General features: G+C 56.5%; 18 protein-coding genes and 1 tRNA gene. 14 read left to right on the top strand and 5 right to left on the bottom strand.

Annotated features, from left to right (window positions below; all coding sequences use genetic code 11):
• Positions 1-70 precede the first annotated feature (70 nt).
• The 5 genes from ACFPM8_RS07165 (at position 71) to ACFPM8_RS07185 (ending at position 5,794) form a co-directional block, all read left to right on the top strand.
• Positions 71-1,459 carry an alkaline phosphatase family protein gene (locus tag ACFPM8_RS07165; protein ID WP_378996485.1) on the top strand — a complete coding sequence of 463 codons (1,389 nt, stop codon included), beginning with the start codon at positions 71-73 and terminating at the stop codon, positions 1,457-1,459.
• Positions 1,460-1,588: 129 nt separating this feature from the next.
• Positions 1,589-1,909 (top strand): hypothetical protein, encoded by a 321-nt coding sequence (locus ACFPM8_RS07170; RefSeq protein ID WP_378996487.1) that lies wholly within the window; start codon positions 1,589-1,591, stop codon positions 1,907-1,909.
• A gap of 846 nt (positions 1,910-2,755) precedes the next feature.
• Positions 2,756-3,649, top strand: a complete 894-nt coding sequence (locus ACFPM8_RS07175) for a hypothetical protein (protein WP_378996489.1) — start codon at positions 2,756-2,758, stop codon at positions 3,647-3,649.
• Positions 3,650-4,230: 581 nt separating this feature from the next.
• Positions 4,231-5,253: a 2-hydroxyacid dehydrogenase gene (locus ACFPM8_RS07180; protein WP_378996491.1), complete on the top strand. Its 1,023-nt coding sequence runs from the start codon at positions 4,231-4,233 to the stop codon at positions 5,251-5,253.
• Positions 5,254-5,398: 145 nt separating this feature from the next.
• Positions 5,399-5,794 carry a GFA family protein gene (locus ACFPM8_RS07185; RefSeq protein ID WP_378996493.1) on the top strand — a complete coding sequence of 132 codons (396 nt, stop codon included), beginning with the start codon at positions 5,399-5,401 and terminating at the stop codon, positions 5,792-5,794.
• A gap of 297 nt (positions 5,795-6,091) precedes the next feature.
• Here the strand turns inward: ACFPM8_RS07185 and ACFPM8_RS07190 are convergent, their stop codons facing one another.
• Positions 6,092-6,748 carry a hypothetical protein gene (locus ACFPM8_RS07190; RefSeq protein ID WP_378996495.1) on the bottom strand — a complete coding sequence of 219 codons (657 nt, stop codon included), beginning with the start codon at positions 6,746-6,748 and terminating at the stop codon, positions 6,092-6,094.
• Between the two features lie 582 nt (positions 6,749-7,330).
• On the opposite strand from ACFPM8_RS07190, the gene ACFPM8_RS07195 reads away from it, so the two are divergent.
• The 3 genes from ACFPM8_RS07195 to ACFPM8_RS07205 all read left to right on the top strand — a co-directional run bounded on the left by ACFPM8_RS07195 (position 7,331) and on the right by ACFPM8_RS07205 (position 9,415).
• Positions 7,331-7,762 (top strand): hypothetical protein, encoded by a 432-nt coding sequence (locus ACFPM8_RS07195; RefSeq protein ID WP_378996497.1) that lies wholly within the window; start codon positions 7,331-7,333, stop codon positions 7,760-7,762.
• 366 nt (positions 7,763-8,128) lie between these two features.
• Entirely contained in the window at positions 8,129-8,680 is a 552-nt protein-coding gene (locus ACFPM8_RS07200; RefSeq protein WP_378996499.1) for a hypothetical protein, read from the top strand.
• Between the two features lie 108 nt (positions 8,681-8,788).
• Complete coding sequence (locus ACFPM8_RS07205; protein WP_378996501.1) at positions 8,789-9,415, top strand: tyrosine-type recombinase/integrase; 627 nt, start codon at positions 8,789-8,791, stop codon at positions 9,413-9,415.
• A gap of 98 nt (positions 9,416-9,513) precedes the next feature.
• On the opposite strand, the gene ACFPM8_RS07210 is transcribed toward ACFPM8_RS07205, so the two are convergent.
• A tRNA-Leu gene (locus ACFPM8_RS07210) sits at positions 9,514-9,606 on the bottom strand.
• A 372-nt stretch (positions 9,607-9,978) separates the two neighbouring features.
• Here ACFPM8_RS07210 and ACFPM8_RS07215 point away from each other — a divergent pair.
• Positions 9,979-11,007, top strand: a complete 1,029-nt coding sequence (locus ACFPM8_RS07215; protein ID WP_378996504.1) for an LLM class flavin-dependent oxidoreductase — start codon at positions 9,979-9,981, stop codon at positions 11,005-11,007.
• Positions 11,008-11,200: 193 nt separating this feature from the next.
• On the opposite strand, the gene ACFPM8_RS07220 is transcribed toward ACFPM8_RS07215, so the two are convergent.
• The 3 genes from ACFPM8_RS07220 to ACFPM8_RS07230 form a co-directional block, all read right to left on the bottom strand.
• Complete coding sequence (locus ACFPM8_RS07220) at positions 11,201-12,607, bottom strand: AcvB/VirJ family lysyl-phosphatidylglycerol hydrolase (protein ID WP_378996505.1); 1,407 nt, start codon at positions 12,605-12,607, stop codon at positions 11,201-11,203.
• Positions 12,604-15,213 (bottom strand): bifunctional lysylphosphatidylglycerol flippase/synthetase MprF, encoded by a 2,610-nt coding sequence (gene mprF, locus ACFPM8_RS07225; RefSeq protein ID WP_378996507.1) that lies wholly within the window; start codon positions 15,211-15,213, stop codon positions 12,604-12,606. Before mprF ends, ACFPM8_RS07220 begins: the two co-directional genes overlap by 4 nt.
• Before the next feature lie 171 nt (positions 15,214-15,384).
• Complete coding sequence (locus tag ACFPM8_RS07230; RefSeq protein WP_378996509.1) at positions 15,385-16,335, bottom strand: cupin-like domain-containing protein; 951 nt, start codon at positions 16,333-16,335, stop codon at positions 15,385-15,387.
• 333 nt (positions 16,336-16,668) lie between these two features.
• On the opposite strand from ACFPM8_RS07230, the gene sbnA reads away from it, so the two are divergent.
• The 5 genes from sbnA to ACFPM8_RS07255 are packed head-to-tail and all read left to right on the top strand — an operon-like array spanning position 16,669 to position 22,672.
• Positions 16,669-17,670 carry a 2,3-diaminopropionate biosynthesis protein SbnA gene (sbnA, locus tag ACFPM8_RS07235; RefSeq protein WP_378996510.1) on the top strand — a complete coding sequence of 334 codons (1,002 nt, stop codon included), beginning with the start codon at positions 16,669-16,671 and terminating at the stop codon, positions 17,668-17,670.
• Positions 17,671-17,684: 14 nt separating this feature from the next.
• Entirely contained in the window at positions 17,685-18,689 is a 1,005-nt protein-coding gene (gene sbnB / locus ACFPM8_RS07240; RefSeq protein ID WP_378996512.1) for a 2,3-diaminopropionate biosynthesis protein SbnB, read from the top strand.
• Positions 18,683-20,578, top strand: coding sequence for an FAD/NAD(P)-binding protein (locus ACFPM8_RS07245; protein WP_378996515.1), 1,896 nt, complete (start codon positions 18,683-18,685; stop codon positions 20,576-20,578). The genes sbnB and ACFPM8_RS07245 overlap by 7 nt, the downstream gene beginning before the upstream one ends.
• Positions 20,575-21,225 (top strand): bifunctional phosphoserine phosphatase/homoserine phosphotransferase ThrH, encoded by a 651-nt coding sequence (thrH, locus tag ACFPM8_RS07250; protein ID WP_378996517.1) that lies wholly within the window; start codon positions 20,575-20,577, stop codon positions 21,223-21,225. Before ACFPM8_RS07245 ends, thrH begins: the two co-directional genes overlap by 4 nt.
• A 19-nt stretch (positions 21,226-21,244) precedes the next feature.
• Positions 21,245-22,672, top strand: coding sequence for an L-lactate permease (locus tag ACFPM8_RS07255; RefSeq protein ID WP_378996520.1), 1,428 nt, complete (start codon positions 21,245-21,247; stop codon positions 22,670-22,672).
• Positions 22,673-22,725: the final 53 nt, after the last annotated feature.

A 22,725-nucleotide genomic window follows, 5' to 3' on the forward strand; every position in this document is an offset into this window, starting at 1 on the left:
GCCTAGCCCTTGTCCAACGCAACTGCTAACGCCCGCTGTCTCAATCCATCTAATACTAAGCAGGGGGCATATGAGTTCGCTGGATAAGATCAACCACTTTGTGGTGCTGATGCTGGAAAACAAGTCGTTTGATAACCTTCTTGGTTCTCCGGATTGGAAAGGGAGCAAGATCAACGGGCTGACCGGCGCCGAGACGAACCCCGACAAAACCGGCGACTTTGTCAGGGTTTGGAACAGTCCGATCGGTCCCAACGACGCCTGGCTGCCAACCCCTGATCCAGGAGAGCTATTTACTGATATCAATGAACAAATCGGCGTTAATTCCGCGGTGCCACCAATGAGCGGCTTCGTCAGCAATTACCTCAGACAAGGTGGCGTAGCAAAAAACATCATGCACTACTTTACGGAGCAGCAAGTGCCAGCGTTGACGGCATTGGCACGCAGCTATGCAATCTGCGATGAATGGTTTGCGTCTGCTCCGTGCCAGACGTGGCCTAACCGCTTCTTCGTGCACACCGGAACCGCAGGTGGTTACGAAAACAATAGCCCGCTGCATTTCCCGTATCTGATGCGAACGATATTCAATGCCCTGGAGGGCGTAGCGCCGAATGGCTGGGAAATTTATTTTGGCGACTTTCCCCATGCCTTAACGCTGAGTAGGCTTTGGGATCATCTAGACCATTTCCGGCCGTTCCAGGATTTCCTGGACGATGCCAAGCATGGCCATCTTCCGTCCTATTCTTTTATCGAACCGCGATATTTTGCCGACCTGGACTGGCCGAACGACATGCATCCTCCGCACAATCTGAACTACGGCGATCAACTTGTCGCGACCGTCTACAACGCGCTTCGAAACTCCCCAAACTGGGAATCGACAATGCTGGTCGTGACATTTGATGAACACGGCGGTTGTTATGATCATGTTTTGCCGCCAAAAGCTTTACCGCCGACCGCTCCCGGACCCGGCCAGAAATTTGCCTTTGACCGTTATGGAGTGAGGGTGCCGGCCGTGGTGGTATCGCCGCTGATCCGGCCAGGAACCGTGCTGAGGTCGACCACAGCACACCCTTATGACCACACTTCAATTATCAGTACGCTACGCAAGCGATTTGGCATCACTCAGTCGCTCACGGATCGGGATGCGCATGCGCCGGATCTGGAGCAAGTGCTTAACCTGGACCTCCCGTCAAACGATGCTAGAGATGTTGTACAGGCCTTGCCGCCGCCGGCCTCAGACAATGCTGTTGCTCTGAACCAGGCTCGATTGGCTCCTTTGAACGGCATGCAACAAAGCTTGCATGCGGCAGCTGCGCATCTTGTTCCGCTCATCCACGGCGTGTCGGTTGCCAATCACATCACCACTTTAAGCAACGGATTTGCGCCGATGATTCCGCCCGCGGCAAGTCCTACCGAGGCCTTGCCGTTTATTCGAAACATACTGGGAAAGCTGCTGCCTTAACGAGAGAAACCTGACATCAAGAATTGCGAACCAGATTCAAGGAATGCGTTAGCAGAGAGGTTAATTTCCTTCTCAGTTCGTGCGCTATCCCTTAGACGTCACAATTACGTTGATAAACAGGGAGAAATCATGGCGATCAACTGGTTGTTTGCGATCCTATTAAGCGGACTCTTGGGCGCCGTAGGGCAAGGAATACGTGTCATCTCCGGCCTCAAGAAGCTTAGCGACGAGGCGGCCATAACGCAAAAAAAATTCAGTGACTTATTTAGCGCTCCCCGATTTGGGATCAGCATGTTGATCGGCTTTGCTGCCGGAGCGATCGGTTTTCTCTCCTTAAACGTCGATCCGGCGGCGACGCTGAATCACCAGCAAATCGTAACGCTTCTCGGAATTGGTTATGCCGGCGCCGACTTCATTGAGGCATTCATGAACAAGGAGCTGCCAAAGTGATTCGAACCTAGGCCAAGCAGACTTTGTAAAAGCCTATGATGCAAATAACCTGTTACCTGTTTGGCCATGAGTGGGAAAACTGCAAATGTCGCCGTTGCGGACTTTCTAATGATCATAAGTGGCAACCCTGGAAATATCAGAGCGCCAAGATGTGTCGACAAACCAGGTTTTGCAGCGAATGCCGATCACAAGAAACGCGCGTTGTTCACGACTTTGGTGAATGGATTGGCGCGGATACCATGCGACATCGTATATGCAGCCGATGCGATGAGGAAGAGGAGCAGGATTCGATACCCTGCTTCGATTGCCACGGAACCGGTGTTTGTCCCAGATGCCATGGCTCCTGTAGCGATCCTTATGGTCGAAGTTGCGACCTGTGTTGCGGAGACGGGGATTGCCGATACTGTGACGGACATCGCAGAATTTGGCGCTGACGATGAGAAAAGTGCTCACCCCAACTTGCCGCTCAACACAGGCGCCACGCAATAGAACTGCGCAGCATTGATTAAGGTTGTTCACACTCCGCCGATACGGCTCCCATGAAATGAATGGGATGGTCGTTCAGCCCAAAATTCATCACAGGAATAGGCGCAACTACGTTGACAAACGCCGCCCCGACGCTGAACTCGATGTTCGATCACACGGCAACTAGGTTTAAACACGACCATTTGCGAATGATGCAGTTCGACCTGACGCGGCGGCCAGGCATCTCCAGTTGAAGATCCACTACAGGCTGTTATCTATTCATTTCACGATAAATATGTAATTATGTAATTATTCCTACGGGCAATAATTATCATCGCTAGTGTTTCTCATTCGAAGTTACTTTTCTCAAGTCGAAACCTCATGAAAATATCAAACCTAAAGATCATCCTGAAAGCGCTTTCACTAACATTGGCCCTTTCCGCATCAGTAACCCATGCCGAAACAATCAATATAGGTTCAATGCTCAAGGACGGTATCAAGAAAGCGCTACAGAAAAATCCCGACTCATCTGCAAATGCAGGAGCCGGAAATATCGCCAGCTATCCCATGCCGGGGTCCTACGATGCCACTGATCGCGACTTCGAACGCTCACTCACCATTCACCCGGATGGGAAATTCGAACTCGAAGCCATGGAAAAAGGAAAACCCGGCAATCTCCGTTCCGGCTCGGGTAGCGGGCAATTGGTTTTCAACGGAAGCCAGTGGCGATACGCAGAAGGCACTTGCACCATGACGTTGAGCGCCACGTCGCCGGGACTTCAAGTACACCTTCAATCGTGTGCCGGCTTATTTGGTGATGTGCCCTTCGATGGCCGCTACCAGTTGAAAGAAAAGAAAACTACCAGCGTGCAGGCAAACTCTGGCGTGAGCAAGAATAAACAGCTTTCAGCGCAACTGAATTGCCAAAATCTGGACTTTAGCGAAACCGGTATTGCGAATTTGCTGGGAAAGGCAACCAAGCTGCCGCAAAACGAGATTTGGGAACATGAGATTGTTGTGCCTGGCGGCTATACGTTTGGCGATATTCCAATTCAGTCTGTGAATCTCTCTGAGGTCAACGGCGGATTCCTGGCGTTGTTTGTGGATGGCGATTCCACTGCGATAAAGTCCGCGATTAAGAAAGTTCGCATCAAGGGCGATACAACAACCGTGGGGCTGCACAAAGTTGGCGAAGCCAATGGCTTTGCATTTCCGGGAAAACGCAGCGGGCAGTTGTATGTATTCTGCCGGCGCCAGATGACTGAATATGATTAGCGAGTGGCGGCGCGAGAATGAGAGTCAAGTCAACAATTCATGCTTCCGCGCCCCTTGTTGCCGCACATTGCAGTTAACCGGCATATTTCGCCCCCTTTCGTCAGCTCACGCTTCATCGCAGACGCTCAGAACTCTGCTTCGACCGGCTGATTTGGATCACTTTCAGGCATTAAAATCTGAAAGCGGCTTTCTGATCGTAATTGTCGCTTAACTAATTTCAACTTCATTTTCTGAGGCAACGTCTTATGTATCGCCCACCGCAAAAGTGGGCGTTACTACTACATTAGTGGTGCAGCAACCGCTTCGCACATTGCGCATTCCGGCGGTTGCTGCAATTGGGCACTAAAGGAGGGGAGCAAAGGATTAACATCACTGGAAGATGTGCGCTACTCAAGTAACGCTCAATTTCAGCCCGCAAAATCATCGCCCGAGCAGTCGCAACTACGTTGACAAGCGCCGCCCCGCCCCTACGCTGAAGTCATTTCTCGGTGGACAATATCTCCATCGCGTGATCGCCTGGCGACTTGGAAGCAGTCACACATTTCACTGTTTTTTTGACGTATGCAGGCCGGAAACCCTCTATGAAAATTGCCATATTCAGCGCCCAGTCGTACGACCGTCATTTTCTTGAAGAGGCGCTCTCGCGCCACTATGGGGACGGCTCAGTCGAACTTATGTATCACACCGAATCGCTAACACGGCAATCGGTGGCGCTGGCGCAAGATTGCTGTGCCGTGTGCGTATTCGTCAACGATGTGCTCGATGCCCCCGTGCTCGAAGCGCTGGCCAGCTTAGGCGTGCGCGCCGTTTTGATGCGCTGTGCCGGGTTCAACAATCTCGACGTCGCAGTCGCGGCGCATCTCGGCATGTTCGTTGCGCGCGTGCCCTCCTATTCGCCAGAGGCGGTAGCCGAGCATACCCTGGCATTAATCCTCACGCTCAACCGCCACACCCACCGCGCCTATGCGCGTGTACGCGAAGGCAATTTCGCTCTCGACGGTCTGCTCGGTAGCACACTACACGGCAAGACCGTCGGCCTTATTGGCATTGGCAAGATTGGCCTTGCGGTGGCACGCATCTTCAATGGCTTCGGCTGCCGAGTGCTTGGATACGATCCGATTACCTCGACCGAATTCGCACAACTAGGCACCATGACTGCGCTACCGGACCTGTTGGCCGAATCGGATATCGTCTCCCTGCACTGCCCACTGCTCGAGTCCACACACTACATAATCGACAATGCTGCATTGGAGCGCATGAAGCCAGGCGCCATGCTGGTGAATACATCGCGCGGTGCACTGCTTAATACTGGCGCTGTGATCGGCGCACTCAAGTCGCGAAAGCTCGGCGCGCTGGCAATTGATGTTTACGAACAAGAAAGCGAACTATTCTTCCAAGACCATTCGGCAGACATCATCACTGACGATGTGTTCCAACGCCTAATTACCTTCCCCAATGTCCTCGTTACCGGCCACCAGGGTTTTTTTACTGTCGAAGCACTGCGTGAGATCGCAGAGACAACCTTCAGCAACTTGGCGTGCTTCTTGGCTGGCTCGTCGTGCGCCAATCTTGTACCTGGGACCGCCTCCCTACTCGCCCACTGAAGTATTGAAATTGGATGCGTACAATGCTAGATAAAAGGAGTATGCATAGGATGACATTGGCGACCGACGAACGCAGCGAACTAGAGGCGGCAAGTCGCAAGCGCTGCGGCAGCCCAGTTTGGCCACGCGAAACACACGCATCAAGATGACGACCCGAACTGCCAGTTGCTCTTGCGGCCAGCTCACGGCTATCACGTCGGCCGACCCTTTTCGCGTCTCCGTTTGCCACTGTCTGGCCTGTCAACGCAGAACGGGCAGCGTGTTCGCTGCGCAGGCGCGATTCCCCGCAAACTCGGTGGCCATTGCCGGAACTTCGAACACCTTCGTTCGGGTTGGTGATGCCGGAAGCAGAAGCACGTTCCACTTCTGCCCCACATGCGGTGCCACGGTGTACTACACCAGCGAAGGGCGCGAAGACAGCATCGTCATTCCCGTCGGTGCGTTCGCAGACCTAGCCTTTCCCTCGCCCACGTTCTCAGTATACGAAGAACGCATGCACACCTGGGTTGAAATGCCCGCAGGCATCGAGCACATGGCTTAGCCCGCACCCGGCCGAAGTGACGGGATTGACCGGAAAGATCGACAATGCGCTAGATGGTGGCCTAGTATTATGGGGCGTCGTGACCATTCAGCAATGCCTGCTATCAGCCAAAACCGGTCGCGCCCCTCCTCCGATACAGCTCCAATTCACCTTGAAAATCATCGCCCGAGCAGGCGCAACTACGTTGACAAACGCCGCCCCGCCTATGCCTGAAGTAGTGATATTGATTGGAAAGACTGTCCTTCCTAATCGGAATTAAATTAGACAGCAATCACTGCGCACAGGAATTTTGGATTACTACAGAGTCCAAATAAATGTGTTGTACGCACTGACCAATACCTGATTTGCTGGGGCGTACTCGATAATGTATTTCCGTCCGTGGACCATCGGGGACGAGATTGGCACATTTACCTTCCCAGTAACTGCATCGGAATCGAACACTCCAAAACCGACTTGGTCGCCCGCTCCCGGAACAACAACTTGATCGCCCGTGAACACGCAGAGAGCATCTGAATTGAGGCACGGGGTATTACCGTCTGGCATCGAGTAGCTTATCGTCACATAGGTCTCGCCCGCTGAGCTAGACTGGCCAACGACGGCGACCCTAGTATGCTGCACCTCGATAGGTTTACCGTGCGAGAGAAGCAACGTTCCGCAAATCGCGTGGTATCGAAGACCAATATCAACAATATACGCGATCGTGTATTCCCCAATCCCAAAATTAACGCCGCTCCCAACTCCAGCTAACCGGAAAACTCCATCGGTGACAGGCGCTGGTGCAATCGCTATAGGAGCGCTTACAGCTTTTCTACCGGCCCACACGCCGACGTAGGATACAGACGACCCCATGACGGCATGGTACTTCCCATAAATTGTGGCGGCATCGCTGATTTCCACATCCGATATATAGGCACCGTTCGTGGCCATAGGCACTTCTTTGAGAGGGGCTGTCATATTTTTCCTTATCGAATTTATAGGGGCGAGCGGATCACATGACGCGGCTTGATAGTTTGCGCCGCTCTTACTTGGTTCGGAAGTGCGACAAACCTTGATGTTGTTTTCATTTGTATATTCGAACTAGCGACTTGACGCTACTCTCGAATATTCGTTTCCACACCTGTCAATACTGACCACTGCCTACACTACGCATTCTCAAAGGACTTGTCTGGACGCATGCTCGCCCCGTCAGACGCCACAACTACGTTGACAAACGCCGCCCCGCCCCCACATTGAAATTATTTCCCAGGAGAAAAAATCCTCCTATTCAGTTACATGCCGGCTTAGTTTGAATGCTGCCTTTTGCGAATGACGCAGTTCTGCCAGGAGCGAGCAGTTGAGCTAACTGGGTTGGAAGAATGCAAAGTAATTGCAGTGACACTTTTGACGAAATTTTCAGTAAAGTCAAATTCGAAGAGATTCTCTTGAAAGCCAAGCTGCAAGCAGATTTTGTGGAAGTTTAAGCAAAAAAGTTATTCGACAACAGTCCGGACAAACATCATTATCGTTCGGACATATCTAGTTAGGATTCAATCAACTATGCAGCTTTCACCAAATCGCTTTCTTATTGCCGGCGCAGCCTTGAGCGGTGTTGCAGCCTTGGCGCATCTTGGCTGTATTTTTTTCGGCGCTTCATGGTACCGCTTCCTCGGCGCAGGAGAGCCTATGGCGCAAATGGCTTCGACCGGCCACTGGTATCCCGCCGCAGTTACCTCTGCCATTGTGGTGGTTCTGCTCATTTGGGCGTTGTATGCGCTTTCAGGTGCTGGCGTCATCAGAAAACTTCCGCTGCTACGCGTTGCGCTGTGCACCATCACCGCAATCTATCTCTTACGCGGCCTGGCATTTGTCCTGCTCATGCCGATTTTTCCTGGTAATAGCCTGTTGTTCTGGCTCGTCAGTTCCGGCATCTGCCTGGCATTTGGCATTGTTCACTTCGCTGGCATGTGCAAAGCTTGGGCTCATCTTTAATGTGCGTGCGATCCAACTCCACGTTGAGCGACTGCTTTTGCGAAGTTCGCCTGACGGCTCAGCGTCGAAATCAACCTATCGCGGCCGGCTCAAAGTTGCCAAGAGCAACCAGTCGCTCACCTTGTCCAACACAGCCCGAAAATCATCGCTCAAGTAGGCCCAACTACGTTGACAAACGCCGCCCCGCCCCTACACTGGAGTCGTTACTTTGCAGAAAACATTGTCCTCACTCGGACACATAGCGATTTAGTTCGAACGCGGCCTTTTGCGAACGATGCAGTTCGGCCCAAGCCGTGAAATGACGCATAATCGGGGCCTACAATATTTTGGTCTAAAGACCTTTTTTCATCTGCGAACTAAACGAACATGCCATCAGATCAAGAGATCGGAAAGAAAGAGGCCGAAACATCGGAGCTGATCCCATTTTTCCAAGCATACAAATGGGTAACCAGTGAGAGGCTTTCGCTGACTCTTCCGGCAACTGAGAATCCCGACTTTATTTGCATTAGAGCCGATGGCCGCCCTGTTGGCGTGGAACTAACAAAGGTTACCCGAGACAAAGGGGTTCGATTCTGGGAACACATCCTGCATGGCAAGGAAGAGATAGATCCCTTCGAAGCACAGGAACTCATCCTGCACCTTATCGAAAAAAAGGAAAGCGCACGTATTAAACGCTACAGTGCGCGCGTGCGGGACTGCATTCTCGTTCTCCAACTTATTGATGGCTCGCTCGAACAACTGAAATTTGCACTCGAAGACCACCAAGAAGACTTTGCCGCCCACGGGTTTTCCGAAATCTGGCTTGCCGATTACTCCGGACTCCAAGCCTTCGGAGACATAGAGCTATTTGGCCTCTTTCCAGATAGATGGTGGGGATACCATGAACGCCCATGGCCTGACCGCAAACCATATGGCTAATGAGCGCGGCCAAACCGGGCATCCGGTTCTGAAACAGGCGACGCATCTCTCAATCAGCAAGCACCTCCTCTGCGGGCTAAGGTACTAAGCCCGGGCTGGATTTACAGCTTGTGCACAACGATGGCTTTTGGCCGCTTGACCTCCTCAAACGCAGCTCGAATTCGGCCCGAAAAACATCGCCCCGTCGATGCGCTGAACTCGCTGTTCGATCACATGGCGACTATGCTTAAACATGACAAATTGCGAATGACGCAGTTCGACCAAGAGCGGACATGGCGTCGATACGTTCAGGCCTATCCATACGTGTTAGCCAAATTCTTCGAATGTATGAGTGCATCTATGCAAATCTTTCCTGTCAAAGACGATTTCCACTTCGGGTTTTACGAGGAGTTCGCTCGCCTTGAAGGACAATTAGCTACGATCATTTCGCGGATTGAAGATCGGAACGCCATGAGCTTGATGCTGGTCAACAACAAAGATGGAGGCCCGATGACGGCGTCAATGCTACGCGGAGCATTTGACCGAGCCAGGGAAGCCGCCAAGATGAAGCACCCGGAACTCGCGGCGCAGATCAAGGCATTTCAATTCAGGGATTTACGAGCTAAGGCGGGTACGGACAAAGAAGAAAGTCAGGGAATGAGCGCGGCTCAAGATCAACTAGGCCACTCGACACCGGTAATGACAGCTCATTATGTGCGCCATCGACGCGGGAAACTTGTTGCGCCCACAAAGTGATTTTGCGGAACAACGCTTTTTTTGCGGAAAAGCACCAAGCCAAAAATTCAAATCTTTTGTTTTTCCAATGACCTGGAAAGCCTTACTGCATATAGGTTTGGTGCCCGAGACCGGAATCGAACCGGTACGCCCCATCTCTGGAAAGCGGCGGATTTTAAGTCCGCAGTGTCTACCAATTTCACCACTCGGGCAAGTTTGTCGTTTTGAAGAAACGCGCAAAAAAGTATTAGCTGCACTTTTTTGAAAACTGGACAGGGGCGCATTCTAACAGGTTCTTCGCGGCACGACTATCCTCTTATGCCCCTCCCTGCTCATCCCTCTTCGTAGAAAAAGTTACCCACAGATTTTGTGGCTAAGTCTGTTGATAACTACACCGAAGCTCCGCTACATCTTTGATCTGCAAGGACTTTTCGGCACTGGCTCGGATCGGGCAACGACCTTGCGGGATGGTCAGCAAGAAAACCGGTGCTCCCGTACAATTGCTCGGCTCTATGTCGCCGTCCATCGCGCAGCGAATGGCGCTGCCAAGCTTTTGATGCCCCTCCTCTTTTCGCAATCACACGATGCCCAATCAAACAAACACACCAAAGTTGCGCCTGAGCGTGCTTGATCAGGCGCCGGTCTCTGCCGGCTCAAGCGGGTCACAGGCGCTGCGCTATTCGCTGGATCTGGCGCAGTTGGCTGATCGCCTTGGCTATCACCGCTACTGGGTGGCCGAACATCACGGCGCTGCCGGACTGGCATGCACGAGTCCCGAGGTGTTGGTCGGGCCGATCGCCACTGTTACCTCCCGTATCCGGGTCGGCAGCGGCGGCGTGATGCTGCCGCATTACAGTCCATTGAAAGTGGCTGAACAATTCAGCATGCTCAGCGGCTTGTATCCGGGGCGGATTGATCTTGGCATAGGACGCGCCGCCGGCACCGATCCGGTCACCACCACGGCGCTGCGGCGCGATCGCGAACATCGGATGCCGGATGATTTCACGCAGCAGCTCAATGAGTTGCTGGCGTATTTGTGGAACCAGATGCCGGCCGATCATCCGTTCGCGCGACTCACTGCGCTGCCCGGACTGCCGGAGATCCCCGTGCCGTGGATGCTGGGCTCCTCGCCGCAAAGCGGCATCTGGGCCGCCGAGATGGGTCTGCCTTATATGTTTGCGGACTTCATCAATCCGGATGGCGCCGATGTCGCACGCCGTTATTGCCAGCGATTTGTGCCGTCGGACACCTTGGCAACGCCTAGTGTCGGCGTGGCAGTCCAGGTAATTTGTGCGGACACGGATGAGGCCGCAGAACGGATCTCGACCAGCTATCGGATGCGCGTGGTGCAAATGCATACCGGACATCGGCTTGATGCGGTGCCTTCGATTGAGACCGCATTGCGGTTCTTTGCGGATAGTGGCATCACATCGGATATCGGCCATTTCGGCCGGCGCGTGATTGTCGGTTCAGCGGCCACGGTGCGACAGCAGATTGAGACGGTCGCCGCGGAATATCAGGCCGATGAAGTCATGATTGTCTCCACCATCTTTGAACATGGTGCGCGGCGACGCTCTTATGAACTGATCGCCGATGCGTTTCGGCTGGTTTAGCTAGCGCACAAAAAAAAGCCCGCAGGACCATTCGGTTGCGGGCTGAATCCAAACCTTTGGAGGTGTTGGAGGAGACAGATGCACTATATCGCACTGCACCATGTCAATCTGCTTTATTGTCGTGATACCTGATATTCATCGCCAACATACCAATCGTTAATTCGAGCAATGAGCAAGCCGACGTCAGCCCGCATCACTTGCGCGCCGCGTCTAGAACAATGCCCGCGAGATGATCGTAATTGCCATCGAAATGGTGGCCGCCAGTCAGCTTGACCAGTTTGACGTGGCCGGCGTCCAATTCGGGACACGCCGAATCGGACTCTTCCGCACCGTAGATGCACATGCCCAATCCGGCCGGCAGCTTGGCTACCTCGGGCGGAATCGGCAAGCCGTCGTTGCTGGAACTGACCCAGTTGGTCAGGTGAAATTGGAAGTCCGCTTGTTTCCCAAGCCCCATCATCGCCACCAATGCCAAGTGGGTCCGATTGGCTGGTGCCAAGCGATTGACCACGAAAGGCAACACATCGGCCCCCTGCGAATAACCGATCAACAGCACTTTCGATTTTCTCCAATGCGCCATGTAAAAGTGCATCAGGCGATCGACGTCAGCCGCGGTCGATGCCGGGCTGCGCTCGCTCCAGAAATAGCGCAGCGAATCCAGCCCGACCACCGGCACGCCGCGCTTGGACAAGGCGGCAGCGACGTCACGGTCGATCCCGGCCCAGCCGCCGTCGCCGCTCAACAGGATCGCCATGCTATCCGCATCGTTTGCGTTCGCCAATGGCGCGGCCGCCGCCACTTCAATCAGCGGCAAATCGGATACCGCGGCGGGCGGCGCCATCGCCGTTGCCGGCCGCCGCCCGTTCAGGCTGGCATAAGCGGCTTTCAGCTGCGGCAACCAGGATTTGTCTGTACGTGGCACCAACTGCAATTCGGCGCCGCCGACAGTAGCGACGAATGTTTGCGTGGTCTTGGCATCACATTGGGCCGGGCTGCGCGACGACGGGTCCAGCAGTACGCGCCACGCCGCCGGCAACTTGGACACCGGCAGCAGATCCGCTCCCGCACCTTTGGCACGCGCCTTGAAATGCAGGTTCTCGCCGGTGCAGAGCGGCTTGCGCAAAGTCAGCGTCGGGCAAAATCCCAAGCTCAATGCGCCGGCAAAAGTATTTGCCGGCGCCTGTGCCAGCATCGCGTACGCCAGTGTGGCGCCGGACGATTCTCCCACCAGCAGCGGCGGATAATACCCAGGGAGCTTTTCGTAAGCCTGTACAAAGCGGCTCAAATTTTCGAGATCGCCATCGGGGAACACGCAGTCGCCGCCATCCGCATTCAGATTCTCGAACAATTGCGGCGTGCTGATCCCAGCCACCAATGCGCCCTGCTCTGCCAGTGCTTGCGCCTGCCGACCGGCGCCCTGGTTCCAGCCGGCGTCGCCCGACAGCATCAACACCACGCCGTTGACTTCACCCTGCGGCTTGTAGATTTCAACATTCTTGAAACGGCCGTGGCTCAAGCTGTGATGCAAGGCTTGCGCCATGCCGCCGTTGCTGATGAAGCCTGCGGCCAGCGCCATCAGGCCGATTAATTTCCGCTTCATTTGCTCATGGCTCCCTTGATGCCGCCGCTAATTAAAGCCGCGGTATCGGTAAATGTGAACAGCGGCGCCAGCCCTCTTTTGGTCACCAGATAGCGCGCTTCCCATACCGGGTCGAACTTGTCCTTAAAACTACGCAAACCCCGGAAGTTGTAAAACCGCCCTCCATGCTGGAACAGCATGCGCCCAAAACGATGCCAACGCGGCGCCAGCTGGTGCGTGGTCATGCCCGACATCGGCGCCATGCCCAAACCGAAGCGCTGAAAACCTTGCTCCTTAAAATGCAGCATCAGTTTGGCAAACAAAAAATCCATCGTGCCGGGCGGCGCGTCCGGCAATTGCCGCATCAAATCAATAGCCGCCTCGACTCTCAACACATCCGGGCACATCAAGGTAGCAAAAGCGACGATCTGCTGTTGCCGGCGAACGATGGCGACCGGCTGGCGCAAGATATAGGCTTCCTCGAAAGCGCCCAGGGAAAAACTCTTCTCGCGCGTATCCTGAGCGTTCAGCCATGCATCCGAAACCGTCTTCAACTCACCCAGCAAGGCCGGCACCTGCGCGACCTCGATCAGTTCGAAACTCAAGCCTTCGCGCTCCGCACGGTTGACGCCATGCCTCAGCTTGGCGCGACGCGGCCCTTCCAAGCTGAAATCCTCCAGCGGCACGTGCGCCTCCTCTCCCAATTTATACACACGCAAACCGGCATCCAGATACAGCGGCAAGCTTTGCGGGCGCACTTTATAAAAAGCGGGACGACCGCCGTGGCCGTCAGCCATCTCGATAAAACGCCAGATCAGTTCCGACCATTCACGCGGATCGCCGACCGGGTCGGACAAGGCCACCCACGACCGTTTTTGTTTGGCGAACATGATGAAGGCGTTGCCGGATGACGAGAACAACAGACTCTTGTCGCCCATCAAGGCCAGGCAGGCATCGGCTGCCGGTTGTTTGCGCAGCACCTCGCCGGCGCGCTGTAACTCATCCTCGCCCGGCCGTTCGGCAAACCCTTCAGAGCGGCGGAACAACTGCCACAAGCCGATCCCCAGCGCCATGACGGCCACCACCATCAAAGCCCGCATCGAGCGCGGCGCATAGGCGTCGAACGCAAACTGCCACCACAGGCGGTCGGCATAATCGATGTCGCGATAAGCAAACACAAGTATCCAGCCGCAAGCGGCAAGCACGCAGGCCACCGCAATCAGCCAGCCGGCCTCGAAGCTCTGCGAAAACAGGGACGAGCGCCGATTGAACTGCTTGCGCGAAATCACCAATAACGACGCCAGCAAGAACAGCACCACGAACTCCGAAATCGCAATCCCCTTCGGAAGCGCCAGCACGCCCGCAATCACGGTCAAGACCAGCGATGCCCACCACGCGGCATCGAGCCGGTGCAGCAAACCGCGCGCCAAAAACAGCATCGCCAGGCCGGCCACGCTGCCGATCAAATGCGAGGCCTCCACCACAAACAGCGGTACGTGCAGCCTCAGCAATTCCTCGGCGTGACGGGTGGCCGGCGTTACTCCCGATACCAGCAGCATGACGCCGGTCACCAGCGTCAACGCGGTCAACAGCCAGGGCGACAACTTGACGGCAGCACGCGCTACCGGCGCCGCCGCTCCCGAACGCGCCTCAAACCCGGCCAGCAATATGGTGGCCACCAACAACGGCAACAAGAAGTAGATGCTGCGATACAGCAGCAGCGCCGCCGCTATCTCGCTGGTCGGCGCGTGGTCGCCGCAGGCCAGCAGAATCACCGCCTCGAACACGCCGACGCCGCCCGGCACATGGCTGATCACGCCGAGCGCCATGGCAATCGCATAAAACGCGACGAAAGTCGGCAAGTCGATCACACCGCTCGGCAACAAAAACCATAAGGTCGCCGCAGCGGCACTTAAATCGAGCGCAGAGATAAGCAACTGGCGCAGCGCCAATCCGGCCTCCGGCAGACGCAGATTCCAGCGCCCCAACAACAACAGTTCACGCCGCAGCGCGCACAGCGCTATAAATCCAGCCACGCCAAGCAGAACCGCGGCGGCCACTATGCGCAGCAGCTCGCTCGGAATATGCGCCAGCGACTCCACCTGCGGCGCTCCCCACAACAAGCCGATCGCACCGAAAGTCGTCATGCCGAGACCGAACGCACTGGCATTGAAAGCAATCGCCTGCGCGACTTGCGAAGCTTCGACGCCGCTCGCCGTATAGAGCCGCATGCGCACCGTACCGCCGGTCAAAATCCCAAGGCCTACGGTATTGCCAAGCGCGTAAGCGATGAATGAGGTCAACACGATCGTGCTGCCCTTCACCTTGGCGCCGACGTAACGCAAACTTGAAAAATCGTAGCCGGCAAGCGAAAGATAACTGACGGCAGTCGCCAGCACCGCCAGCAACAGATTGCTTAAAGGCGTGTTCTTGACCGCGTGGATAATGCTGCGATAGTGCACATTCGCCAACAGCGTATGCAGTGACTTGAAGACCAGCGCGGCAAGAATCAGGACAATCGCAACCGTCAGCCAAGGGCGCCAGGCCCAGGTTGTTGCCTTGGGTGCCGGAACGTCCAAATTATCTGGTGCCGGCTCTATTTGAGATGGAGAAGAATGATGTGCCATGAAACCTTTATGCACCTAGTGCCCTTGAGAACACCCTCAAGGTACTTTTCGAACGGGCGGGACCGGTTAGTTTACAGAGCAAGTTTCGCCGCTGCAAGCGAGGATATGCATCCCTCTAACCGGAGCCGGCCGCGCTCCACTGGCGGAGAGTTATCCCGAATTGCTCATCTATCACTGATATTTGTGGCAAGTGCAATTGCCCCAGCGGTATAGATGCAGCTTATGCAAGACATTCTTGAGTTCGTTCGGGACGGCCTCGAACAGGATTTCGGGCGCGGTGAGACCGAATACGCCAAGGCTGATGGACGGCTCCAGCGATACCACCGCGTGCCAGGTGCGCTTCGGGATGAACAGCGCATCGCCCGGCTCCACCCGGGCGTACAGGCCCTGGGTTTTCTCGAACTGCCGCAGTTGCTCCGGCTGCTGGTCCAGGCGCGATATATTGATGTCGCTCAAGGTCGCGCCCCAATCGTGTTTGGCGGAAATGCACATATGCGCAGTCTGGTCCGGCGGAAACAGGATGAATTCCTTGGTGCCGCGCACCTGACAAAACCAGTTGTGCGGAAAGTCGTAGTGCAAACCGGTGACCGTGTTGGCCGGCCCCATAAACACATACTCCCAAGTCCAGCGCCAGCCCGGCCATAGATCCTGGATCGCGAAGTCTTTCCGCAACGCCGGGAACTGGTCCAGGATATTCCACTGCGCCAGATACATGCGGTCCGGACGGAACGACTGCATATGCGACCAGTCCAGCAAAAATCGCTCGCCCGGCTCCAGCTGTCTCCGCCGGCGCGCCGGCAGCAAGCCGACATCGTCGCTGAGCGTTTGTTTGGCAGCGGCGGCAAGCTGCTGCAAATAGGGCCCGACCGGCAAGAACGGCCGCGGCTGCGTCTGCCCCTGCTCGACCAGTCCATTCTGGAATTGCACGACCGGTTCAGAGCCATCCTTGTGGCGCAGCGTCGACATTTGTTCAAACGACCATCCGGCCTGGGCCGGCCAGTTGCGCAGTGCGCCCTTGACCAGTAACGGCCGCGTGCGGGCGCCAAAGCCGCCATCGCGAGCAAGCTGCAATGCGTCGATTTCTTCTACAAGTTGGAAGGAAGGACCGGTGATCGAAGTCATGGCGAAAGTTGTCAGGTAGGTCGGCAAAGTGGCCCGTATTTTATGCCAATTTGTATTTCAATTTACGCCGGGCGCATCACCGCGATCGAGTCTATTGGAGGACCGCGGTTACTTTGCAAATTGCTTGCCGCAAGGTTGACCTAAAAGCTGTCACTTCTGACAGCTACGCCGAATTCAAGAATCACAACACAATAATTCCCTCTGTATACCTAGCCAAAATATCAGGAGGTGGGCCTATCACATCAAGGCTGCTCAGGTACGCCTCTCACAAATTTGGCCGTTGATCCTTACTCATCGATAAAGCATGACCATACCGACAGGAGCATATGCCACATGAGAATCAGCCAAATGATCAACGATCATGCTTTCGCACGGCTACAACATTTCCCGCTCGCTAATACCTACTTGAAAATTGAAGCTTTCAACCCGGCCGGCTCCATCAAGCTCAAGGCCGCGCTGGGATTGATCGCCAATCTTGAGAAGCAAGGTTTGATCAAGCCGGATTCCATCCTGATTGAATCGTCGTCCGGCAATCTCGGCGTCGCACTGGCTATCGTGTGTTCGGAACGCGGCTATCGCTTCACCTGCGTGGTCGACCCCAATGCCTCGCAGCAGAACGTAAAAACAATGAAGGCCCTGGGAGCCGACATCATCACCGTCACTATCCGCGATGAAAATGGCGGCTACCTCAACACCCGGATCGAGCACATCAAGTCGCTGCAGCAAGCGGACTCCCGCTATGTATGGCTGAACCAGTACGCCAACCCGGAAAATCCGCGCGCCCATGCCCGCACCACCGCCAAGTCGATTGCCGAATCGTTCGAGCGCCTGGATTACCTGTTCGTCGGCGCCGGCACCACCGGCACCCTGATGGGCTGCGTCCAGTTCTTCTCCGAACACCGGCCCGAAACGCGGATTGTTGCGGTCGATAGCGTGGGATCGGTCACTTTCGGCTATCCGCCGTCCAAACGCTACATCCCAGGCCTGGGCACCAGCCGCCGTCCAGAAATATTCAAGCCGGGCGGATTGTTCGGCGTCGAAATGGTGCCCGAGACGAATGCCGTCACCATGTGTCGCTGGCTGGCCCGCAGCAACGGCCTGCTGGCCGGCGGCTCCACCGGCACCGTGCTGGCAGGCGTGCATGCGTGGCGCGAGCGCTTGCCGAAGGATGCGGTGGTGGTCGCCATTTCGCCCGACCTCGGCGAACGCTACCTGGACACGATCTACGACGACCATTGGGTCAGCAGTCATTTCGGGCCGCATGCACTGTCGTCAGACTTAAGCAACCTCAGCCTGCCGCCAGTGCAATCCACAACTCCCCATGCCGTTTTTTAATTAGAAATAAGCCTATGTTCGATTTCCATGTCATACCCGGTCACGTCATCAAAACCCTGCTCGATGAAAATGCCGCATCCGTTATCGCCAGCGTGCAAAACGCCTACCTGGCCCATCACCAAGGCGCCACAGTCAACCCCGACAGTTACTTCTTGCGCTACCCGGACAATCCGGCCAACCGCATCATCGCGCTGCCGGCCACCATCAACGCCGACGTCAATGTGTCTGGCATCAAATGGATCGCCAGCTTCCCGAAGAATATAGAACAAGGCATTCCGCGCGCCTCTGCGGTGCTGGTGCTGAACGACCATCAGACCGGCTATCCGTTCGCGCTGCTGGAGTGCGCGCTGATCAGCGCCGCCCGCACCGCGGCGTCCGCCGTGCTTGGCGCCTACTGGCTCAATCACAACACGCGTTCGGTCAAGCAGCTGTCCATCATCGGCGCCGGGGTGATTGCACGCACCATTCTCGATACATTTGTCACCGACGGCTGGCAAATCGGCGAAGTGTTGGTGCACGACACGCATCCTGCCTCGGCGAGCGCGCTGATGAACCATGCCCGCGACCGCCATCAGTTGAAAGCCAGCACGGTGGCGCTCGATGCCGCGTTGTCCAGCCAAGTGGTGGTGTTCGCCACCAACGCCGGGACGCCCTATGTCAGCGAACCGGGCGCATTCCGTCCAGGTCAGGTGATTCTCAATATTTCCCTGCGCGATATCGGCCCGGACCTGATCGAATCTGCAAAAAATATTTTCGATGATGTCGACCACTGCATGAAAGCCAACACCTCTCCGCATCTGGCGGAACTGAAATTCGGCCATCGCCAGTTCGTCACCGGCACGCTGGCGCAATTAATTCAGGGCGAGATAGAACTCGACCGCAGCAAACCATTGATTTTTTCCCCGTTCGGGATGGGCATGCTCGACCTGGCGCTGGGCAAGACGCTCTACGACAAAGCCATAGCGCAAGGCACGGCGGTTGCGGTTCCCAACTTTTTTGGAGAAACCACGCGATGGTAAGCAGCAGTGCATTGCAGCCGGCGCTGCGAGTTGGAATCATCGGACTGGGGCCGCATGGCTTGGTGATACTGGAACGTCTGCTGAAAGTGGCCGAGCGCGATCCCAGCCGGACGCTTGCGATCACGGTGTTCGAACCTAATCAACCCGGGGTCGGCTTGCACGGCGTCGATCAGCCGGATTATTTGCTGCTCAATACCATCGCCAGTCAACTCGGCATGTATCCCGACGGCCCTGCCCTGGCCAGCAAAGACCCGCGCGACGGGCGTCAGGGACCGGACTTTCTCGCCTGGTGCCATAAGGCCGGCATCCATGTCGACGACAACGGTCAAGTGACCGTCGACGGCGGACGCCCGGTCCAGGCCACCGACTTCCTGCCGCGGCGGCTGCTCGGCGAATATCTGACCCATGTGTTTGACGCGTTAATGGACGATAAGCCCGAACATGTCAGCATCCATCTCTACAACGAACGTGCGACGCGCGTGGTCAAGGGCGTCGATCAAGACAGCTATCTGCTGGAAGGAGAGTCGGGGATTCAAGCCAGGGTGGATCGCCTGTTCATCGCGATCGGCCATTCCGATCCGCAGCCTACACAGCACGCGCAAGCCAGCTCAAAACGCACCATACGCAATGTCTATCCGATGCCGGAAAGCTTTATCGACATCCCGCCGGGAGCGCGCGTAGGCTTGGAGGGCTTCGGCTTGGTCGCGATGGATGCGCTCGCGGCTTTGTCCGCTGGGCGCGGCGGCCGCTTCGAACGCAACGGCGGCCAGGTACGTTATATCGCCAGCGGCCAAGAACCGCGCATCACCTTATTTTCGCGTTGCGGTCTGCCGTTCCGCGTGCGCCCGGAAACCGCCGCCGGACGCGCCAAACATCAGGCGCTGCTGATGACCCCGGCACGCATCGCGCAGTTGCGCGCCGACCGTCCCGACCAGCGGCTGGACTTCGATCAAGACGTACTGCCGTTGATGCTGGCGGAAATGCGCGCGGTTTATCACCTGACCAAAATGGCGCAGCGGCACACGCACGCGCGCCAGGTGCTGTATGCCGAATTACGGCAAGCGGCGCAGATCGACCTGGCTTCGCTGCTCGCCATACTCGACCATCTGGACGCGGACGATACGGAAGCATTCGATCCCCGCCAGCACTTGCTGCACAAGCTGCCGGATGGCTTGCAAGACCGCGACTACGCGGCCTGGGTCCGCCGCTACATCGAAGCGGACCTGGAGCAAGGTCTGCGCGGGCTGCATGCTTCGCCGCTCAAGGCCGCGCTCGAAGTCTGGCGCGACCTGCGCGATGCCTTGCGCAGCGTGGTCGATTTTCATGGTTTGACAACCGACTCGCATCGTCGTTTTTTCAGCACCTATGCAGGACTGGTCAATCGCACCGTGGCAGGCCCGCAAAAAGAACGGCACCAGGACTTGCTGGCGCTGATCGATGCCGGCATCGTGACCATCGCAGCAGGCGTCAAATCATCGCTGCGCTTTGATCCCGAAAATGAGCACCACCTGCTCGAAATCGGCCAATCCGAACGCACCACCCTGACTCTGGACTGGATCATCGAAGCGCGTGCCGTCACCGATGGCCTGATCAGCAGCAACTCGCCGGTGATCAGGGATCTCCATCGCGCCGGCTTACTCAGGGCTACTGTGGCATCGCCCGGCCTGGATGCGGTCGACGTCGATCCGGATCACCATCCATACGACGCCTCGGGCCAGGCGATCCAATCGCTGTGGTTATTCGGGCCGATGATCGAAGGAGCCACCTACTACAACCACTATGTGCCGTCGGCAGGCGCATTCTCGCGCGCCTTCGCCGATGCCCATCGCGCCGCCCTGTCCTGCCTGCAAGCCGCCCACCAGCACCCGACCCAAGGAGCAACGCCATGATGATGATTTGCCTGGATGTCGAAGGCGTCCTGCTGCCCGAGCTATGGCTATGCATTGCCGAGGCCACCGGGATCAGCGACCTGAAGCGCACTACTCGCGATGAACCGGACTTCGATGCGCTGATGCGGGACCGGATTGCCATTTTGCGACACCACGGCATTCGTTATCGCGACCTGCTGCCTATCATCAATGCGCAGTCGCCGCTGCCCGGCGCGGCCGAATTCCTGGCCTCGCTGCGGCAGCGCTTCCAGGTGTCGCTGGTGTCCGACTCGTTCTACGAATTCCTGATGCCGCTGTCGCCCAAGCTCGGCTACCCGACCATTTTTTGCCATCATTTGCAAGTCTCCGACGAAGGCTGGATCGTCGAATGGCAAGCGCGCCTGCGCGACCAGAAACCCAAGGTGGTCAATGCTTTCAAACAACAGGGTTTTCTAGTGGTGGCGGCAGGCGATAGCTACAACGACCTGGGCATGCTGCAAGCTGCCGACGCCGGCTTTTTTATCCATGCCCCGGATCGCGTGACCAGCCAGCATCCGGAGCGGCGCCGCTGCCACTCACACACCGAGCTATTCGAAGCGATCGACGCTTTCGCTGCACGCCACTCCACGCAAGCACTGTTGCAAGTACGGGCCAACGCTGTTGCCTGACACCATAGGGTAAATATTTATGTTCGCATTGTTAAACATGTCGCCCATCGCCTTGGTCATCTCGATGATCATGTTCTTTCGCCGGCCGCCGATAGAGGCCGCCATCGGCGGCGCGATATTGGCCGTCGTGCTGTGGTTGAGCGGCATGACGGTACCGGTGACGGCCCTGATCGGCAGCGCCATTGCCGCCGATACTGCCGTGCTGTTTGCCAGCACCGCTTTTGTGATTGCACCGGGCTTGCTGTTCGTCGTTTTGATCGAACGCATAGGCGTCAACCAGGCGCTGTCGGATTGGGTCAAAGGACTGGGATGGGGACCATCGGCGCGGATTGTCTTTGTGGTGCTGGGGCTGGCCCCGCTACTGGAAGCGATGACCGGCTTTGGCGTATCCCTGATCGCCACGGTGCCGTTGCTATTTGCACTGCTGGAAAGACGTGTGGCGCTGAAGGTCGCCATGACGGGCATGGCAATCATGCCTTGGGGCACCCTGGGCCTGGCTACCGTCGTCGGCGCCACGCTGGCGCATCTGGATCCCTCTGCCCTGGGCTCGATGTCCGCCTTCACCAGCGCCCCCGTGTTTGCCATGATGGTATTGATCGCCCTGTGGGTCAGCGGCCAACGCAACATCCTGGCGTTCGGATTCGGGCTGGCGTTTGCAGCCTTGTTTGTGCTGATCCTGTACCTGTTCAACCACTATGTCGGGCCGGAAATTGCCGGTGTCGGCGCAGCCGCCAGCATCGCCGTCTTCGGCCTGCTCGCCGCCAAGCTCAGTTCGCAGACCTCGATCGCCTGGCCCAAAGCGGCCTGGCCGTACGCGGCCCTGCTAACCATCATCATCGGCCTCAAGACGATCAATGCGATGACCGGTCTCGATACCGCATTCATCGTCAAAGGCGTCGAAGTGAGCTGGAAACCGTTTGCCTCGCCAGGCATCGCCCTGTTGATCGTGGATGCGATCCTGCTGGTCTACGCCAACTCGGATCAAGTGATGTCGAAATTCCTGATGCGCGCCAAACGACCGCTGTTGACCATCATGTTTTTCCTGCTGATGTCGCAAACCTTGGTCAAAGCAGGCTTCCTGGATCACGCCAAAGAGCTGTTGAGCACTTTAGCGCCAACCGCACTGGCGCCGTTGATCGCCGCTTTCGGCGGGATAGCAGGTTATCTGACCGGCTCCAACGTCGGCGGCAACGCGATCGTCATGCCGTCCATTGCGCACCTCACGCTTCCCGCGCACGCGCTGGACGTGCTGGCGGCGGTTCAGAATAGCGCAGCCGGTCATGCGGCACTCGGATCGCTCCCCATCGTCGCCATCATCCTGGGACTGGCCAAGGCGGAACGGCAGGAAGAGCAGGAACTGGTGCGCTTCGGTTGTCTTCTGGCGGTACTTAACTCGGTTGCGGTAGGCCTTATGGGTATGGCTCTGGCTAGCTATCTTGCTCATTAAAATCGGTCTGAGCCTTGCCAACAAGGGTGCCGGCCATGTCGGCATCGCATGCT

This window comes from Paraherbaspirillum soli (assembly GCF_042654985.1).
Classification (GTDB): Bacteria; Pseudomonadota; Gammaproteobacteria; order Burkholderiales; family Burkholderiaceae_D; genus Paraherbaspirillum; species Paraherbaspirillum soli.

Excerpts from the sequence above, each read along its gene's own strand:
- ACFPM8_RS07165 (WP_378996485.1), top strand. The coding sequence starts at position 71 with ATGAGTTCGCTGGATAAGATCAACCACTTTGTGGTGCTGATGCTGGAA.
- ACFPM8_RS07170 (WP_378996487.1), top strand. The coding sequence starts at position 1,589 with ATGGCGATCAACTGGTTGTTTGCGATCCTATTAAGCGGACTCTTGGGC.
- ACFPM8_RS07175 (WP_378996489.1), top strand. The coding sequence starts at position 2,756 with ATGAAAATATCAAACCTAAAGATCATCCTGAAAGCGCTTTCACTAACA.
- ACFPM8_RS07180 (WP_378996491.1), top strand. The coding sequence starts at position 4,231 with ATGAAAATTGCCATATTCAGCGCCCAGTCGTACGACCGTCATTTTCTT.
- ACFPM8_RS07185 (WP_378996493.1), top strand. The coding sequence starts at position 5,399 with ATGACGACCCGAACTGCCAGTTGCTCTTGCGGCCAGCTCACGGCTATC.
- ACFPM8_RS07190 (WP_378996495.1), bottom strand. The coding sequence starts at position 6,748 with ATGACAGCCCCTCTCAAAGAAGTGCCTATGGCCACGAACGGTGCCTAT.
- ACFPM8_RS07195 (WP_378996497.1), top strand. The coding sequence starts at position 7,331 with ATGCAGCTTTCACCAAATCGCTTTCTTATTGCCGGCGCAGCCTTGAGC.
- ACFPM8_RS07200 (WP_378996499.1), top strand. The coding sequence starts at position 8,129 with ATGCCATCAGATCAAGAGATCGGAAAGAAAGAGGCCGAAACATCGGAG.
- ACFPM8_RS07215 (WP_378996504.1), top strand. The coding sequence starts at position 9,979 with ATGCCCAATCAAACAAACACACCAAAGTTGCGCCTGAGCGTGCTTGAT.
- ACFPM8_RS07220 (WP_378996505.1), bottom strand. The coding sequence starts at position 12,607 with ATGAAGCGGAAATTAATCGGCCTGATGGCGCTGGCCGCAGGCTTCATC.
- mprF (WP_378996507.1), bottom strand. The coding sequence starts at position 15,213 with ATGGCACATCATTCTTCTCCATCTCAAATAGAGCCGGCACCAGATAAT.
- ACFPM8_RS07230 (WP_378996509.1), bottom strand. The coding sequence starts at position 16,335 with ATGACTTCGATCACCGGTCCTTCCTTCCAACTTGTAGAAGAAATCGAC.
- sbnA (WP_378996510.1), top strand. The coding sequence starts at position 16,669 with ATGAGAATCAGCCAAATGATCAACGATCATGCTTTCGCACGGCTACAA.
- sbnB (WP_378996512.1), top strand. The coding sequence starts at position 17,685 with ATGTTCGATTTCCATGTCATACCCGGTCACGTCATCAAAACCCTGCTC.
- ACFPM8_RS07245 (WP_378996515.1), top strand. The coding sequence starts at position 18,683 with ATGGTAAGCAGCAGTGCATTGCAGCCGGCGCTGCGAGTTGGAATCATC.
- thrH (WP_378996517.1), top strand. The coding sequence starts at position 20,575 with ATGATGATGATTTGCCTGGATGTCGAAGGCGTCCTGCTGCCCGAGCTA.
- ACFPM8_RS07255 (WP_378996520.1), top strand. The coding sequence starts at position 21,245 with ATGTTCGCATTGTTAAACATGTCGCCCATCGCCTTGGTCATCTCGATG.